The sequence below is a fragment of the Cellulosilyticum sp. WCF-2 genome, from assembly GCF_003990395.1.
In the GTDB taxonomy this organism is placed as follows: Bacteria; Bacillota; Clostridia; order Lachnospirales; family Cellulosilyticaceae; genus Cellulosilyticum; species Cellulosilyticum lentocellum.
This window is the reverse complement of record NZ_CP034675.1, coordinates 4,213,519-4,229,876: the sequence shown is the minus strand read 5'-3', so window position 1 is coordinate 4,229,876 and position 16,358 is coordinate 4,213,519. Positions and strand designations below refer to the sequence as shown.

Annotated in this window: 10 protein-coding genes; all 10 read left to right on the top strand. The window is 34.0% G+C overall.

All coding sequences use genetic code 11. The annotated features are described in order from the left end of the window. Positions 1 to 110 precede the first annotated feature (110 nt). On the top strand, positions 111 to 389 hold the full coding sequence (locus EKH84_RS19160) for a CD3324 family protein (protein ID WP_127067533.1): 279 nt from the start codon (positions 111 to 113) through the stop codon (positions 387 to 389). Between the two features lie 72 nt (positions 390 to 461). After that, positions 462 to 1,457, top strand: a complete 996-nt coding sequence (locus EKH84_RS22770) for a GNAT family N-acetyltransferase (protein ID WP_330547560.1) — start codon at positions 462 to 464, stop codon at positions 1,455 to 1,457. 235 nt (positions 1,458 to 1,692) lie between these two features. Beyond that, entirely contained in the window at positions 1,693 to 2,661 is a 969-nt protein-coding gene (locus tag EKH84_RS19145) for a substrate-binding domain-containing protein (RefSeq protein WP_127067532.1), read from the top strand. A 73-nt stretch (positions 2,662 to 2,734) separates the two neighbouring features. Next, positions 2,735 to 3,793, top strand: a complete 1,059-nt coding sequence (locus tag EKH84_RS19140; protein ID WP_013658215.1) for a phosphate/phosphite/phosphonate ABC transporter substrate-binding protein — start codon at positions 2,735 to 2,737, stop codon at positions 3,791 to 3,793. Positions 3,794 to 3,933: 140 nt separating this feature from the next. Beyond that, a complete protein-coding gene (gene phnC / locus EKH84_RS19135) occupies positions 3,934 to 4,710 on the top strand; it encodes a phosphonate ABC transporter ATP-binding protein (RefSeq protein ID WP_013658214.1) in 777 nt (258 codons plus the stop codon). Continuing rightward, positions 4,694 to 5,515, top strand: coding sequence for a phosphonate ABC transporter, permease protein PhnE (gene phnE / locus EKH84_RS19130; protein ID WP_013658213.1), 822 nt, complete (start codon positions 4,694 to 4,696; stop codon positions 5,513 to 5,515). The genes phnC and phnE (EKH84_RS19130) overlap by 17 nt, the downstream gene beginning before the upstream one ends. Before the next feature lie 16 nt (positions 5,516 to 5,531). Continuing rightward, complete coding sequence (gene phnE, locus EKH84_RS19125; protein ID WP_013658212.1) at positions 5,532 to 6,341, top strand: phosphonate ABC transporter, permease protein PhnE; 810 nt, start codon at positions 5,532 to 5,534, stop codon at positions 6,339 to 6,341. A 5-nt stretch (positions 6,342 to 6,346) separates the two neighbouring features. Then, positions 6,347 to 7,858, top strand: a complete 1,512-nt coding sequence (locus EKH84_RS19120; RefSeq protein WP_013658211.1) for a bifunctional metallophosphatase/5'-nucleotidase — start codon at positions 6,347 to 6,349, stop codon at positions 7,856 to 7,858. A gap of 185 nt (positions 7,859 to 8,043) precedes the next feature. After that, entirely contained in the window at positions 8,044 to 9,639 is a 1,596-nt protein-coding gene (locus EKH84_RS19115) for a potassium/proton antiporter (RefSeq protein WP_127067531.1), read from the top strand. Between the two features lie 522 nt (positions 9,640 to 10,161). Further along, positions 10,162 to 16,341, top strand: a complete 6,180-nt coding sequence (locus EKH84_RS19110) for a pectinesterase family protein (RefSeq protein ID WP_127067530.1) — start codon at positions 10,162 to 10,164, stop codon at positions 16,339 to 16,341. Positions 16,342 to 16,358 lie beyond the last annotated feature (17 nt).

The following is a 16,358-nucleotide window of genomic DNA, read 5'->3' as shown; positions in this document are numbered from 1 at the left end:
TTTTATATGAGAAGATATGTTATTTGTGCATAGCAAGGGCTATTGCAGATTAAATTATGAAAAAATAGCCGTTGCTATTCCTAAACAATATTAATTTTTAGGAGGGCACAATGAGCTATAAGAAAGCTGAGGCAGTATTGCCAAATGAATTATTAGAGATGATACAAGAGTATATAGATGGGGAGTATCTTTATATTCCTAAGAAAGAAGAAAATAGAAAAATATGGGGAACCAATACTTCTATACGACAAGAACTTCAACTCAGAAATCAGCAAATCTATGCTGATTACAAAAAAGGAATATCTCCTCAAAAGCTAGGGGGGAAGTACTATTTGTCCTTAAAGAGTATTCAACGTATATTATTACAAGAGCGTAAAAAAAATGTATGAAAAATTATTTAGAGCAGCCAAAAGAAAGTAGTTCATGGCTGCTTTTACTATGGAGAAATGAAAGGAGCACCTATGATTATTTTAATAGGCGGTGAAAGTCACACTGGAAAAACTTTATTGGCACAAAGACTGCTTGAGAAGTATCACTTTCCATATACAAGTCTTGATCATATAAAGATGGGCTTAATTCGAGGGGATAAACATTGTGATTTTACAGCACTTGACTCAGATGATGTGATAGCTGAAAAGTTGTGGGGCATTGTTAAAGGGATGATTCAAACCTGTAGGGAGAATAAGCAAAATATCATTATTGAAGGATGTTATTTACCAGTGGAGAGGGTAAAAGAAGTTCTAGGGGAGGAAGTTATTGCATGCTATTTAATTTTTTCAAAGGATTATATTAGAAATCATTTTGATAAAGTACTAGAATATGAAAATGTTATTGAGCAAAGGAACTATCCAGAAGAAAGAAGTATAGAAACATTTATAGCAGAACATCAAAGGTTGAAAGCAAAGTGCATAGCCCATAGGGTTAAATATATTGAAATTACTGATGATTATAAAAGTGAGATAAAAGCTGCTTATGATTACATTGAAAGTAGTATGAAGCTAGAGTTAAGAACCTATGAGGAAGCAGACCTTACTGAAATTGGACAATTATTTTATGATACTGTTCATACAGTTAATGCTAAAGACTATTCCCAAGAAGCTCTAGATGCCTGGGCAAGTGGAAATATAGATGAGGTAAAATGGCATCAATCCTTACTGAGCCACTATAGTATTATTGCAAAATTGAATGATAAAATTGTTGGATTTGGAGATGTTGAAGGTAATTACCTCGATCGCTTGTATGTACATAAAGATTATCAAAATCGAGGTGTTGGTAGAGCTATTACAGAAAGATTAGAAGACTATGCAAAGCAAAATAAAGAAACCACTATTACTACATATGCGTCTCTTACAGCAAGACCATTTTTTGAGAAAAGAGGCTACCTAATAATAGAAGAGCAGCAAGTTAAAAGAAATGATGCATTACTTAAGCGTTTTAGAATGGTAAAAGAGCTATAGATAAGTTATTAATCAAATAAAAGAGGTCATATTCAGTCTGAAGAATATGGCCTTTTTACACTGTGAGAGAAAACCTTAAATGGAAAGTATAGGAGATATGACATCCGTTTTTTGTAAAAGATTCAAGTTAAATGTTAAATTTATGTTAAATAATAGGTTTTTAAGTAAAATTTCAGTAAAAAAACTTGTGTTTTATCATATATATGAATACAATAAGTGAGGAGGTGGAGAAAAAATGGCGACTATAAAACAGATTTCTGAAATGGCTAATGTATCTATGGCGACTGTGTCAAGAGTACTTAATAAGGATGAAACAATTGCTGTTAGTGCAGAGGTAAGAAACAAGATTTTTGATATTGCCCATGAACTCCAATATATTCCACCCAAAAAACGTCGCATGAAAGCCGAAAAAGGCATTACTATTGGCATTGCAGATTGGCATATCATTAGAAAAGATGCCCACCATGTTAAACTTTCAGATTATGTTGGAATCGCAAGTAGATTTTGCACAGATCCAGTAGAATTTAAAAGGATGACATATGGTGAAGACTTACAAGTAGATGGCATTATTGCTTTGGGACGCTTTTCAGAGGAAGAAGTACTCTATCTTAAGAAACAAAGCTATATGATTTTGTTTATTAATTCAGATAGACAAGATTATAAATATGACCGAATCATTATGGATTATAATGAAGGACTTATGCAAATGGTGTCATACATACTAGATGAACAAAAGTATGAAAGTCTAGGCTACATCGGCGCGTACTATGAGCAAGATGGTATTGTGATTGGAAAAACAAGGCATGAAGCACTTGTGACGATTCTTAAAGATAAAAATAAATATCAAGAAGAGCAATTTTTTATTGGTGAATTCAGTAAACAAAGTGGTTATGAAATGGCAAAAAAAGCTATTAGAGCTAATCATCTAGCCAAAGCAGTCTTGTTAGGCAATGACCAAATTGCAGAAGGTGCTTTAGAAGCTTTTGAAGAAGAAGGTCTTAAAGTACCAGAAGATGTTAGGGTCATTATTTATAAAGATATCGAGACATTAAGATCAAAATATCCTAGCTATATAGCTGTTGAAATGTTTCCAGACTTTGTATGGGAAACAGCTATTAAGCTTTTAATAGAGCGTATAACAGGGGCAAGAACAGAAACGATGACTGTCATCTTACCTTCTAAATTTTGTGAGGGTAAAGTTTAAACTAGTTTTTAAAAACGTAAGTTTTTAAATATATACTTTTTAAAATTCAAAATTCTAATTGATGGAGGGAACAATGAAAAAATTTGGATCAATGCTTATGGCAATGGCATTAGGAATGAGTATGCTTGTAGGGTGTGGAAGTGGCACAGCTAATACAGGTACAACAGGAACAGAAGAAGGCGCTAAAACAATTGATAAATTAACAGTTGCATTCGTACCTTCTAAAGAGCCAGCAGAAATTGTAACAGCAACAGAGCCTTTAAAAGGAATGTTAAAAGAAGAGTTAGCTAAAGAGGGATACAACGTAGGCGAAGTAGAAATTACTGTAGGGACAAGCTTTGAAGCAGTAGGAGAAGCACTTAGTGCAGGGACAGCTGATGTAGGTTTAATTCCAGGTGGAACATACGTATTATACGATGATGGAGCAGAGCCAATCTTAACAGCAACACGTGATGCATTAAGCATTGAATCTGATAATGCAAAAGACTGGAATGATAAAAAACCAACTACAGGTCTTGATGAACAAGTAACATTCTATCGTTCATTAATCATTGCAGGTCCATCAGAAAAAGGTCAAGAGCTTGCAGCTAAAGTAAATGCAGGTGAAGCATTAACATGGGAAGACCTTAACTCAGCAAACTGGAGCATGATGTCTACAACATCACCAGCAGGTTACATTTATCCATCATTATGGTTACAAGAAAATTACGGAAAAAGTCTTACTGATTTAGCAAGTGTAGTACAAGCAGATTCTTATGGTAGTGCAATGGCTCGTCTTGCATCAGGTCAACTTGATATCGTAGTTGGTTATGCAGACTTACGTCGTGACAATGAAGAAAAATGGACATCAGAATTCGGAAGAACAGCATCTATTTGGGACGAAACAAATGTAATTGGTGTTACACCAGGTATTTACAATGATACAGTAAGTGTAAGTACAACATCTAAAATTATGACAGATGAATTTAAAAAAGCACTTCAAAATGCATTTATCAATATTGGTAATACAGACGCAGGTAAAGAAGTTATTGCTATCTACAGTCACAATGGTTACCAAGTAGCGTCACCATCTGACTATGATAATGAACGTGCAGCTCAAAAATTAATTCAAGAACTTAATGCAGCAAAATAATAAGTCATATTAAGGTAATGGGTGAGTTTTTAACTCCCCATTATTTTTAGCGTAAAGATAAAAAATTGTACTAAAATAATAATGTTAACACTAGTTCACATTATTAAGGAATCTTATTAACAGAGGGAATGGAGCGTTATATGATTAAATTTGATAATGTAAGTAAAGTTTATCCAAATGGTTTTAAGGGACTTAAGAATGTTTCTCTTGAAATTGAGCAAGGTGAATTTGTAGCCATTATTGGCCTTTCAGGAGCAGGAAAATCGACACTTATTCGTACTATTAATCGTGTACATGATATTTCAGAAGGGACATTAACTGTAGACGGCACAGATGTAAGTACCTTAAAAGGCAAATCTCTTAGAAAATTCCGTAGAGGAATAGGTATGATTTTTCAATCCTTTAACCTTGTTACAAGAACAACCGTTATTAAAAATGTTTTAACTTCTAATATTCCAGATTTACCATTTTGGAGAGTACTACTAGGGTGTTATCCTCAGGAGCACAAAGTAGCAGCATTAGAAGCTTTAGATAAAGTAGGTATTTTAGACAAAGCGTATGTGAGAGTTGATCAACTTTCAGGAGGACAACAACAAAGGGTTGCCCTTGCCAGAACGTTAGCACAACATCCAAAGATTATGCTAGCAGATGAACCTGTTGCGGCCCTAGACCCTGTAACAGCAAAACAAGTTATGGATGATTTCAAGCGTATTAATAAAGAAATGAATATCTCAGTACTCATTAATATTCACCACGTAGATTTGGCACTTGAGTATGCTGACCGTGTTATTGGTATTAGAGCTGGTGAAATAGTGTATGATGGTCCAAGTAAAGATGTAACTAAGGAAATCTTAGACCAAATTTATTGTGGTCAGGAAATTGGAGTAATGGAGGAGAAAAATGAGTTGGTACGATAAAATTTTTCCACCTAAGAAAATCCTATTAAGCGATGGCAAAGAAGTACTAGAAAAACGTTCACGTATGCCTTTGATTATTTTATTATTAGTTATTGCAGGGGCTATTTCTGTTAAAATCACAGGCTTTAATTTATCAACTCTTATGGAAAGAGGAAATGAGTTCTTTGTTATTTTAAAGAAAATGTTTCCACCAGAAACAAGCTATTTAAGTGCCATTTGGAAGCCTTTATTTGATACCATTAAGATGTCATTATTGGGCTCAGTTGTTGGAGGCATCATGGCAGTACCATTTGCTATCTTAGCAGCAAGTAACATCGTGAGTAATAAAGTGCTTGTAAGTATTATACGTTTATTTTTAAGTTTAGTAAGAACAATGCCAACTTTAGTGGTTGCCCTAATTGCTACTTATGTATTTGGTCTAGGAACCTTAGCTGGAACAACGGCTATTGCCATCTTTACTTTTGCTTATATTGGAAAATTACTTTATGAGCAAATTGAAACAGTAGATATGGGAGCTTATGAGGCAATGGAAGCTATAGGTGCTACAAAGCTTAGAGCCTTTCTTGCGGCAATAGTGCCACAAGTGCTACCAAGCTATATTGCTAACTGCTTATTCTGCTTTGAAGGAAATGTACGTTATGCATCTATTCTAGGATATGTAGGTGCAGGTGGTCTTGGACTTATTTTAAATGAAAAAATCGGTTGGAGAGAGTACAGCAGTGTTGGAATGATTCTTGTTACCCTATTTATAGCAGTTATGATTATAGAAGGTATCAGTCATTATCTGCGTAAGAAATTAACTTAATAAGGAGGGGAACGAGATGAATGCAGAAATTAAAAAACAATTAGAAAGACAACCTAAAACATGGGTTTTTCAAATCATTTGTGCACTTGTTTTTGTGATTCTTGTGGCTTGGTCTAGTAGTGCAGTTAAGTTTACAGGGCTAGCGCAAGGAGGCATGGATATTGCCAAAAATATTTTAGTTGGTATCTTTACGCCAGATCCAGAGCTATTATTTAACTTTACAAATCAAGGTGTACCGTATCTTTTATTAGAAACAATGTGTATTGCTTTCTTAGGAACAATTGTAGGAGCTATACTTGCTGTGCCAATTGCATTCCTTAGTGCAACAAACATTGTACCGAAGCCTGTTGCCTTAATAGGCCGACTTATTATCATGGCAGTAAGAACAATACCTGCTTTTGTATATGGGCTTATGTTCATTAGGGTAACAGGACCAGGTCCTTTTGCAGGACTTTTAACCATGTCTCTTTGTTCTATAGGAATGGTTTCAAAAATGTATATTGAATCCATTGAAGATATGGATATTAAAATATTAGAGTCATTAGATGCATGTGGATGTACTACCTTCCAAAAAATTAGATATGGGATTTTACCACAACTTATGCCAGACTTTGCATCAACTATTATTTATCGTTTTGATATGAACCTTAGAGATGCTACTGTTCTTGGACTTGTAGGAGCAGGTGGTATCGGTGCACCACTTATTTTTGCTATGAATGCCTATAGATGGAATGAAGTAGGTGCAATTCTAGCAGGTCTTATTATTTTAGTTTTAGTCATCGAATTTATTTCAGGTAAAATCCGTGTTAAACTGGCTAGGGGGTAAGGTGATTGGAAAGACGACTTAAAATTTATTACACATCAGATACGCATGGTTATCTTTTCCCTACAGACTATGTGAACAAAGAAGAAAAACCCATGGGCGTATTAAGCTGCAGTAAGTCTTTTGAAAAAGATGGTAATACCCTTATTTTAGATGGAGGGGATACCATTCAAGGATCGGCTTTTGCTAAATATATGTGGGAAAATCAAGCAGATGGCTGTGCTATTTCAGAAGTCTTTAACACAGCAGGGTATGATTATGTGACACTGGGTAATCATGATTTTAATTACGATTATAAAGGTGCGCATAGATATCTTAGTCATTTAAATGCGGCGTGTTTACTTGCTAATGTCATTGATCATAAAGGTGAACTTGGGTTAAAGCCTTATGTGATTCATACCTTAGAAAATGGTTTAAAAGTAGGGCTGATTGGTCTTGTAACAGACTATGTATCTCTGTGGGAAAAGCCAGAGCACCTTCAGCATTTAGAAATATTAGATACCTTTGAAACAGCTCAACGTACCCTTGAAGAAGTACGCCCTTTATGTGATATAACTATAGGGATTTATCATGGTGGTTTTGAAGCAGATCTTCAAACAGGAAAAACCTTAGCTAAAGGCAAAGAAAATGTAGGCTATCGCATGTGTAAGGAATTAGCATTCGATGTACTTTTAACAGCTCATCAACATATGCCAGTAGAAGGCACAGAAATTCATGGAACTTACGTTCTACAATTACCTTCTAATGCAGTAAAGTATGCAAAGCTAGAAGTGGTTGTAGGTGAAAAAGGTAAAGTGATAACAGCGGATTGCCTGACTCCAGAATCAATTAGTTTAAATGAAGTACCAGAAGCCTTAGTAGAGATGCAGGAGCAAGTACAAAGGTGGCTTGACCAAAAGGTAGGACGTTTTTCTAAACCTATTGAACCACTGAGTAAGTTAGAACTAGCCCTTCAAGGTTCTAAGCTAGCTGACTTTTGTAATAAGGTGCAACTTGCACACACAGGAGCAGATTTTTCTTGTACAAGCCTAGGAAATAATCCAATTGGCTTTAATGAGGAAGTCACAACAAGAGACATTATGGCAGCTTATCAGTTTCCTAATACCATTAAAGTATTAGAAATCGATGAGGCAACTTTAAAGAAAGCACTAGAACGCTCAGCGCAGTATTATACTTTAAAAGGCGGCGAAATAGTTATTTCAGAGTGTTTTGTAAGTCCTAAGGTAGAGCATTATAACTACGATTTCTTTGCAGGCTTTAACTATACTTTTGATATTTCTAAACCAATAGGGGAAAGAGTGACAAGTATCACTGTGAACGGAAAACCTCTAGAAAATAGGAAATATACAATTGCTATGAGTGATTATAGAGCTACAGGTACAGGTGGCTATGAATTTTATAGTGAATGTCCATTAGTAAGAGAATATGGTGTGGATATTCAAGAACTAGTTATTGAATACATTCGTAGTCATGAGTGTATTAGGATAGATGATAAAATTAATTTTGAAGTTAAATTTTAAAAAGTATATATAAAAAAGCCTTGATTATACTTGTAGGCAAGTATAATCAAGGCTTTTTCTAGTTGATGATATGAAATATTTGATTTTGTAAACAAAAAATATTTAATTATAATAAAAAAAATAATTATATTTAGCAATTAATGATATAATTAAATTATATTTATTTCAACATAGAGGAGGCTAGAATGTCCATATATATTTTACTTGTAGCAGCAATTATATTGATATGTGTAGTACTCAATAAAATGTCCAGTAAGCTAGGTATTCCTATGCTACTTGCATTTATTGTGCTTGGGATGCTATTTGGTTCAGATGGTATAGTAAAAATCCCATTCGATAATTATGGTATCGTAGAGCAAGTTTGTTCGATTGCTTTAATTTTTATCATGTTTTATGGAGGATTTGGAACCAGCTGGAAACAAGCTAAGCCAATTGCCGTTAATGCAGTACTCCTTTCGTCAATAGGTGTTATTTTCACAGCACTACTAACAGGTCTTTTCTGTTATTTCTTATTAGGATTTGATTTTCTTGAAAGTATGTTAATCGGAGCTGTTATTAGCTCTACAGATGCCGCATCTGTATTTTCTATATTGCGCTCTAAACGACTTAATTTAAAGGATAATACGGCTTCATTATTAGAAGTAGAAAGTGGGAGTAATGACCCTTGTTCGTATATGCTTACAGTTATTATTTTAGCCATGATGAGTGGAGACTTTAGTGGTGGTCAGCTTGCTTACATGGTTTTCGCACAAGTTGTTTATGGCATTGCTATAGGAGCTGGGATTGCATTAATAGCAACTTGGTGTTTGACTAAAATTAAATTTGCAACAGATGGTTTTGACACCATATTTGTATTTAGCATGCCGCTTATTGCTTATGCAGCATCTACACTACTTGGAGGAAATGGTTATTTAAGTACCTATATTTTAGGTATTATTTTAGGGAATCAAGCGATACCTAATAAAAAATCATTAGTTTACTTTTTTGATGGTATTACAGGCTTAATGCAAATGTTAATATTCTTTCTTTTAGGCCTTTTATCTTTTCCATCTGAATTACCAAAAATCTTATTACCTTCATTAGCAATTGCTATCTTTGTAACTTTTGTTGCACGTCCATTAGCAGTTTTTGCTATTTTATCACCTTCTAAAGGAACAATAAATCAAAAGCTATTAGTTTCTTGGTCAGGGCTAAGGGGAGCAGCTTCAATCGTTTTTGCTATTATGGCTACTGTTAGTCCAACGTATATGAAAAATGATATTTTTCATATGGTATTCTTTATTGTTTTATTTTCAATCAGCTTACAAGGTTCTTTAATACCATTTATGGCTAAAAAACTTGATATGATTGATGATAATAGTAATGTTATGAAGACTTTCAGTGATTATTCAGATGAGGAGCCTATACAATTTATTAAACTTCCAATTTCAAAAAATCACTTATGGAGTGGTAAAAAAATAAAGGAGATTTCCTTACCCCCGGATATTTTACTTGTATTAATCATAAGAGGGGATAAACGAATTATACCTAAAGGGAGTACAACCATTCTCTCAGGAGATGTTATTATACTTAGTGCTCTTTCGTTGCAAGAGGATTTTGAAGCACATCTTACTGAAATGAAGATCGATAAAGATAATAATTGGATAGGAAAACCATTAGCAGAGATTACACTAGGGCCAGAAAAATTAGTTATTGTGGTTAAACGTAATCATAAAGTTATCATTCCAAATGGAAAAACAATCGTTAAAGAAAATGATATTTTAGTGATTAGTCAATTATAACAATAGTGAAATAATAGAGCTCATAAGCTAGGAGATTTATAGCTTGTGGGCTCTATTGTTGTATATTGAGTATAGTATAGCAGAAATAAATCAAAGAAACAGTAGATAAAATTGAATATTATGAAAAAAAGTTATATTATGTAGTTTTTATCTTGGTTTTAAGAAAAGTATTCATACAAAGCACTAACACTGTATATTTTCTACACCGTTTTCATTTGTGAAAAATGATAAAATTTAATTTAATTAGTTTTAAAAAATAGATAAAATACACATGAAATAATTAAATAGGATGAATGAAATGTTTTGGTGCAACCATAAAAGGTGTAAATATTTAACAATAATAAATGTCATATTGCACAATAATATAATTTGTATTATGAGTTAAAATGTAAAAAGTGTAGTTAAAATGATATATAATTTGAAGTAAATATAGAAAAAATGAAATTGAATTGAAAAGTTAAAATGCATTTAATAGAATAAATATAGTGTTAAAGTTTCTTACTGAAAAAAAAGGAGAATAATATGAAAAAATTTGTTAAAGCACGAACGAAAAAACGAACAGCTTTACTTTTAGCAAGTACCTTAGTGACGTCGACGATTATACCTTCATATGGAAATCCAATAAGTTTTCAAGGTGAAGAATTGATAGATAATACTAATTCTGTACTGAATAATTCATATGTAACTCAATATACAACAAATAGTGCTCTAGTAATAGGGTCAGAATTAATGCCAGAGCTAAATATTAACTATAGCTATGACTTTGCTAAGAAGCCAGAAGATTTTAGCATACCAACAGATGGAAATAAGATAGGAACGGTTACCTCGACAGATGGATTTGTTACTGTGGATGGTAAAGGGAGTATGTATTATAAGGATAATCAACATGGAGTTGCTGTAGCAGATGGCAATACCTTTCAAGTAAAGGTGGCAGGAAATGCTGTTATTACCTTTAAATTGTGTCAATATGGAAGTGGTGGTACTATTACAGCTGAGACTGATGCATCAGGAGGAAAGTTTTATCCAGAAGGTGGAATTGATTTAAAAGTTGTAGCGGATGGAGGAGAAGTAGCTTATGTATATAAAGGTGAGCCGGCAGTGCTTACTTTTACCATCAATGGAAGTGGTTATTTACATGGCTTTACAGTAAGAAATACTACTGAGGATGTGACACCTTGGATCGAAAAAGACTTCTCTATTTCTATTGGAAACATAAACCTCATAGCAACAGGTGCAACAACAGAAGCAGGTAAGGCATCAGTAGCAGTAGATAAAGGTGAAGTATATTATGCTCAAAGTAAAAAAGCATATGTGAGTATTGATTTAGGGAATGAAGTACTAAGTGAGGATTTATTAACTAATAATAGTCCGGATGTAGTAGAGTCTTTACACATAGATGGTAATGGTGATGTTGTTGTAACTTTTATAGATAAAGAAACATACCCTCATACTTATAACATTAAAATTCAGGATACAAGTCAATTTCAAAAGCCCACTATAACAGATGTATTTTCCGTAGATTATACAAAAGAGGCTAATATAGCAGATTTTACTAATACTAATCCAATTAATGATTTTTATACAGTAAATAATGGGATGTTATCAATTCGTAGAGGAATAAGCTCAAAGGCACCTTACTGGAAAGATCAATCCCATGGCTTATATTTATATACTGGGAATGAGATTAGTGTGGTAGTGGCAGGAGATGCTGAGATTACCTTTGCTGTCTGTATGTATGGTAAACCATATGGTATATTAAATGAACCTGATTTACCAGAAGGTGCAAATGGTTCATTTGTGTCAGGTGAAAATCATATGCAATCATCAGCATGTGGTAATACAATAACCTATCATTATACAGGACCAGCAACAACGTTAAGATTTGTATTAGCTTCTAGTGATAATACTTCAACAGGTGAAAATTATTTACATAGTACAACTGTAAAAAACACAGGTGAGTTAACAGGTTCAACAGTAGTAAATCCACAAGAGGCCATGCCAAATGAAGTTAACAAAGATGATACTTTCTCAGTTATACCAGTTGGACATAGATTAATGTTTGGTCATGATAATACATCTGCTTCAATTAACAATATGACAAATGTTGGTTATTATTTATTTGATGCTACAACAGATTTTTCGAGTTTAGAAGCAGATATTAAAATAACAGCCGTAGGAAACAGCACTAACTATGGTGTGTATACAGGTTTATTTGAACCAGAGAAGAATATTACTCAATTAGTGACATTAGGTATTCGCGGTGGTGGAAGTGTAAGAAATATTTATAATAAGACACCTAATAATACAATTGGTGCTGGTGGAATCAATAGTCAGTATGCTGTAGGTGATACTATTCATGTAAAAGTACAAAGAACACCTGAAGGCTTTTATTCAGAAATGACAACTAAAGAGGGGACAACATCTGCACTAGTAAAAAATTCAAATGCTGAGTTATTGAAAGTAGAAGGAGGAAGTGTACGTTTTGGTTTTGCCTTTGCTAATGTGAATGGTGTAATTAATAATCTAACTTATACTACTGAAGCAGGTAAAGTACTTTATAAGCAAACAGACTGTTATGAAGCAGTTGGTACGCCTCCTGTTGTAAATACAGTAAAAGATCCAGTATTATCAGAAGATCGCACAAAGCTAACTGTGACATGGACAGGAGATAATTGCGCAGATGATGGTGCCTATCAAGTTGAGTTATCTAAAGATGGAGGAAATCATTTCGAAGTACTATCTAACCAGGTAACAGAAAAGACATACACAGCAGAAATTGATGGCGATGGTACATATGTATTTCGTATTTCTGGTGTTTGCGGTGAAAATACAACACCAGCATTAGAATCTTTAAGTATTACGGTACAAGCGCCATTAGAAAGTCCTGTTTTAACAGCAGATAGTGGTGATACTCAAATTAATTTAAGCTGGACAGCTATTAATGAGGCAACTCAGTATCAAGTTTATAGAAAAGCATCTGAAGAAACAGAATATCAACTAATAAAGACAGTAGAAGGTTTAACTTATCAAGACGTTGCTGTAAAAAATGAAGAACCTTATTATTACTATGTAGTAGCTCAGTCAAATAATAATGAAAGTAATCCTTCTAATATTCTTTTGATGGTACCTACAGCAGGTCGCCAAGGAGAATATGTTTATGAAAATGAAGCTACTAATATTTTTATTACTAAGAAATCTTACGACACAGTTTATAAAAATGAAGCAACATTAGAAGGAGTTGTAGATAACAAGGGAACGCTTGCATTAGAAGTTAATAATAGTGTTCATGCTTCTGTTAACCTCAATAAAAATGAGGCCTTTGCGTTTAAAGCCCCTTTAATAAAAGGTAGAAATGATGTGAATTTATTATTTACCGATGAAGAAGGAAAAGTAACACGTAAGACATTTAACTTTGTTTATTTAACACATTATGACCTTGTAGTAAATGAATCTTATACCGGGATAGATGGAGAAGTAGCTAGCGATGGAACCAATACAAAGATGTATCGTACATTGCAAGCAGCTGTGGATAGCATACCATTAAATAATACAAAGCGAGTTGTTATCCTAGTGAAAGAGGGTAATTACAGAGAGTATTTAAGAATTGCATCACCTTACATTACACTTATTGGAGAAGATAGAGAGAAAGTTAACATTAATTTCTTTGATAAAGATATAACTAAGCCAGGTGGCGATACTGATAAACGTTGTGCTATTCATGTGAAATCATCAGCTACTGGTTTTTCAGCAGAGAACCTAACCTTCGAAAATACCTATGAATATTTAGGCGACGGCAGTATTTCAAATGAATCAGCAGATGCAATACGTATAGATGCTAAAGAATCAACTTTTGTAAATGTTAAATTATTAGGCTATCAAGATACTTTGCAAGCTAATAGCAGTCAGCAGTACTTCTATAAATGTTATATTGCAGGTAATATCGATTATATCTATGGTAATGGACAAGCGCTATTTAATGATTGTGAACTGGCATTTAGATATAATGCTACTAAAAATAGTGGTTACATCACAGCACCTAAAACAGATCCAAAAGTAGATTATGGTTATATCTTTAATAACTGTGTGATTACTGCAGAAGAAGGCTGTAATGGTTCTAAATATTTATTAGCACGTCCATGGGGGGCAGATGCTAGCGTTACGTTTATTAATACATATATGGGAAGTATCATTAACAAAGTAGCACCATATGCTGATATGAGTCCTAATTCATATAAGGAAGCACGCTTTAGTGAATACTATTCTTATGGACCAAGCTATGCCATTAACAGTGACCGCCCACAGATTTCAAAATCACAGGCGGAAACAATGCTTACACCAGCTTACTTAGGCTGGAATCCATATGATGTTTCAGAAAAAGTTTCTATGGACCACTTTGTAGGCAGCATTACAACACTAGGAGAAGAAAAATTCATTGAGACAGACTATACCAATGATAATGCAGATCCTGATGCAACAGATGATACAGGATTAGGTGCATTTAATCTAGAAGGCTATGCACAGAGAGTTACTGGTGGTGGAACGCTATTAGAATCTTCTAATAGATACTATCAAGTAGCTACTGCGGCGGAGTTTTTAGAAGCACTTTCTACTATTAAGAAAACAGGGAAAGCAAGTGTCATTGAGTTAACACAAGATATTAACCTGGGTTCTAAGGAAATAGGGGATGTACTAAATAAATATAGTAGTATTATTAAACCTGTTAATAATCAACCTTTATTGCATCCTACACTTTTAGAAACAGGTATTTCTACACTGTACATTAAAGATATGAGTAATCTTACTATTTACTCTAAGAATGGTTCAGCAATTAAACATACTTGTATCGATATTAGTAATTCATCTAATATTATTATAAGAAATATTGTATTTGATGAATTATGGGAGTGGGATGAAGCTACTGCCGGGGATTATGACCGCAATGACTGGGATTATATGACTATTCAAAATGGTAGTACGAATATCTGGATTGACCACTGTACTTTCTATAAGGCTTATGATGGCGTTGTAGATATCAAGAAAGCCATAAGTAGTCAAACAACAGATGTAACTATTTCGTGGTCAAAGTTTTTACCAGAGAGTGAATCACGTTTCTTTGATGAAATGCTAGATTTATTAGAAGCAAATCCAGAGGCATATCCATATTATAATGAGTTAATTACTCATTATGATATGACTAAGGAGCAAGTTAGAGCTTATGCAGCAGCACAAAAGAAAACACATCTTGTAGGTGCGTCTGATACAGAAGCTTATACAGAAAACTTACAATTGACATTAGCTAACAACTACTATAAGAATTCAATGGACCGTATGCCTCGCTTACGTGGTGGGAATAGTCATGTTTACAATTGTATTTTAGATGCTTCAGAAATTTTAGAGCTTAAAAATAGCATTGAAAATCCAGAAGCAGCATTAAAGGTAGTAAGTAATGGGGCCATTTCAACTTGTGGTGCATCAGTGTTACTAGAAAATACATCAATTAATGGGATTATTAATGCTTTAGCAAGTGGTAATGGTAATAGCCCAGGAGGTTATATTAATGCTGTTAATTCTCTTTACTACTTAAATGGTGAACTTACAGATTTAGCAGTTACTGATAATGCTGGGGCAGGCATGATTCTTAATGCAGAAGAATTTATTTCTAAGCTACCATATAAAGATCATAAGTTATATGATGTAAATCAGTTGAATGCTAAGGTCTTACCTAAAGTAGGAGCAGGGGTTATTAACATGTCTAGTGTGCAATGGCAAAAGACAACTTATAATGATCCTTCAATTGGAGAAGACTTAGTAAAAGAATATGATGTTACCTTTGATTATCAAGGAGCAACAGCTAATAATACTATAACAACAATGAAAGTTACACTAGGTAAGGCTTATGGAGAGCTGCCAACACCTGAAAGAAGCGGATATACTTTCCTAGGATGGTATACACAATTATCAGGTGGTCAAAAAGTAACACCAAATACTATTGTTACTCAAGAACAGGAACATACGTTATATGCTAGGTGGAGTAAGCAAGATAGCGGCTCAGGTGATAGTAGTAGTGGCGGAAGTACGACTAAACCAGAAAAGCCGGAAGTAGAAGAAGTTAAGCCAGAAGGTACTGACAAAGAAGAAGTATTAGATACAAACTTTAATGATATATCAGGACATTGGGCAACTGAATCTATAGCATATGTTATTAATAAAGGCATATTAAAGGGTGTAAGTGAAGAGAGCTTTGCTCCTAATGCCCCTATGACAAGATCTATGTTTGCAACTGTTCTCTATCGTTTAGTAGGTGAACCAGAAGTAATAGGCAATAATACCTTTGTGGATGTAAAATCTGAAGCATGGTATGAAAAGGCTATTATCTGGGCAAGTAAGCAAGGTATTGTTAGTGGGATAGAAGCTCAGATGTTTGATCCAAATGGAACAGTAACACGTGAGCAAATAGCAACTATGTTATATAATTACATAACAGCTATGGGAATTGACATCACAAAAGAGACTCAGACAGTAGCATTTACTGATCAAAAAGAAGTATCACCATGGGCAAAAGATGCAATGACGCTCATGGGTGAGTTAGGCATTATCTCAGGAGATGAGAATAAGAAATGTAATCCAAAAGCACAAGCAACGAGAGCGGAAGTAAGTGCTATGATTCATAGATTCATGAAGCTAGTAGAAGAACAAAAATAAGAGTAAAAGAGCTATAC

Bases quoted from the DNA above. Each gene is read 5' to 3' on its own strand.
- EKH84_RS19160 (WP_127067533.1), top strand. From the start codon at position 111: ATGAGCTATAAGAAAGCTGAGGCAGTATTGCCAAATGAATTATTAGAG.
- EKH84_RS22770 (WP_330547560.1), top strand. From the start codon at position 462: ATGATTATTTTAATAGGCGGTGAAAGTCACACTGGAAAAACTTTATTG.
- EKH84_RS19145 (WP_127067532.1), top strand. From the start codon at position 1,693: ATGGCGACTATAAAACAGATTTCTGAAATGGCTAATGTATCTATGGCG.
- EKH84_RS19140 (WP_013658215.1), top strand. From the start codon at position 2,735: ATGAAAAAATTTGGATCAATGCTTATGGCAATGGCATTAGGAATGAGT.
- phnC (WP_013658214.1), top strand. From the start codon at position 3,934: ATGATTAAATTTGATAATGTAAGTAAAGTTTATCCAAATGGTTTTAAG.
- phnE (WP_013658213.1), top strand. From the start codon at position 4,694: ATGAGTTGGTACGATAAAATTTTTCCACCTAAGAAAATCCTATTAAGC.
- phnE (WP_013658212.1), top strand. From the start codon at position 5,532: ATGAATGCAGAAATTAAAAAACAATTAGAAAGACAACCTAAAACATGG.
- EKH84_RS19115 (WP_127067531.1), top strand. From the start codon at position 8,044: ATGTCCATATATATTTTACTTGTAGCAGCAATTATATTGATATGTGTA.
- EKH84_RS19110 (WP_127067530.1), top strand. From the start codon at position 10,162: ATGAAAAAATTTGTTAAAGCACGAACGAAAAAACGAACAGCTTTACTT.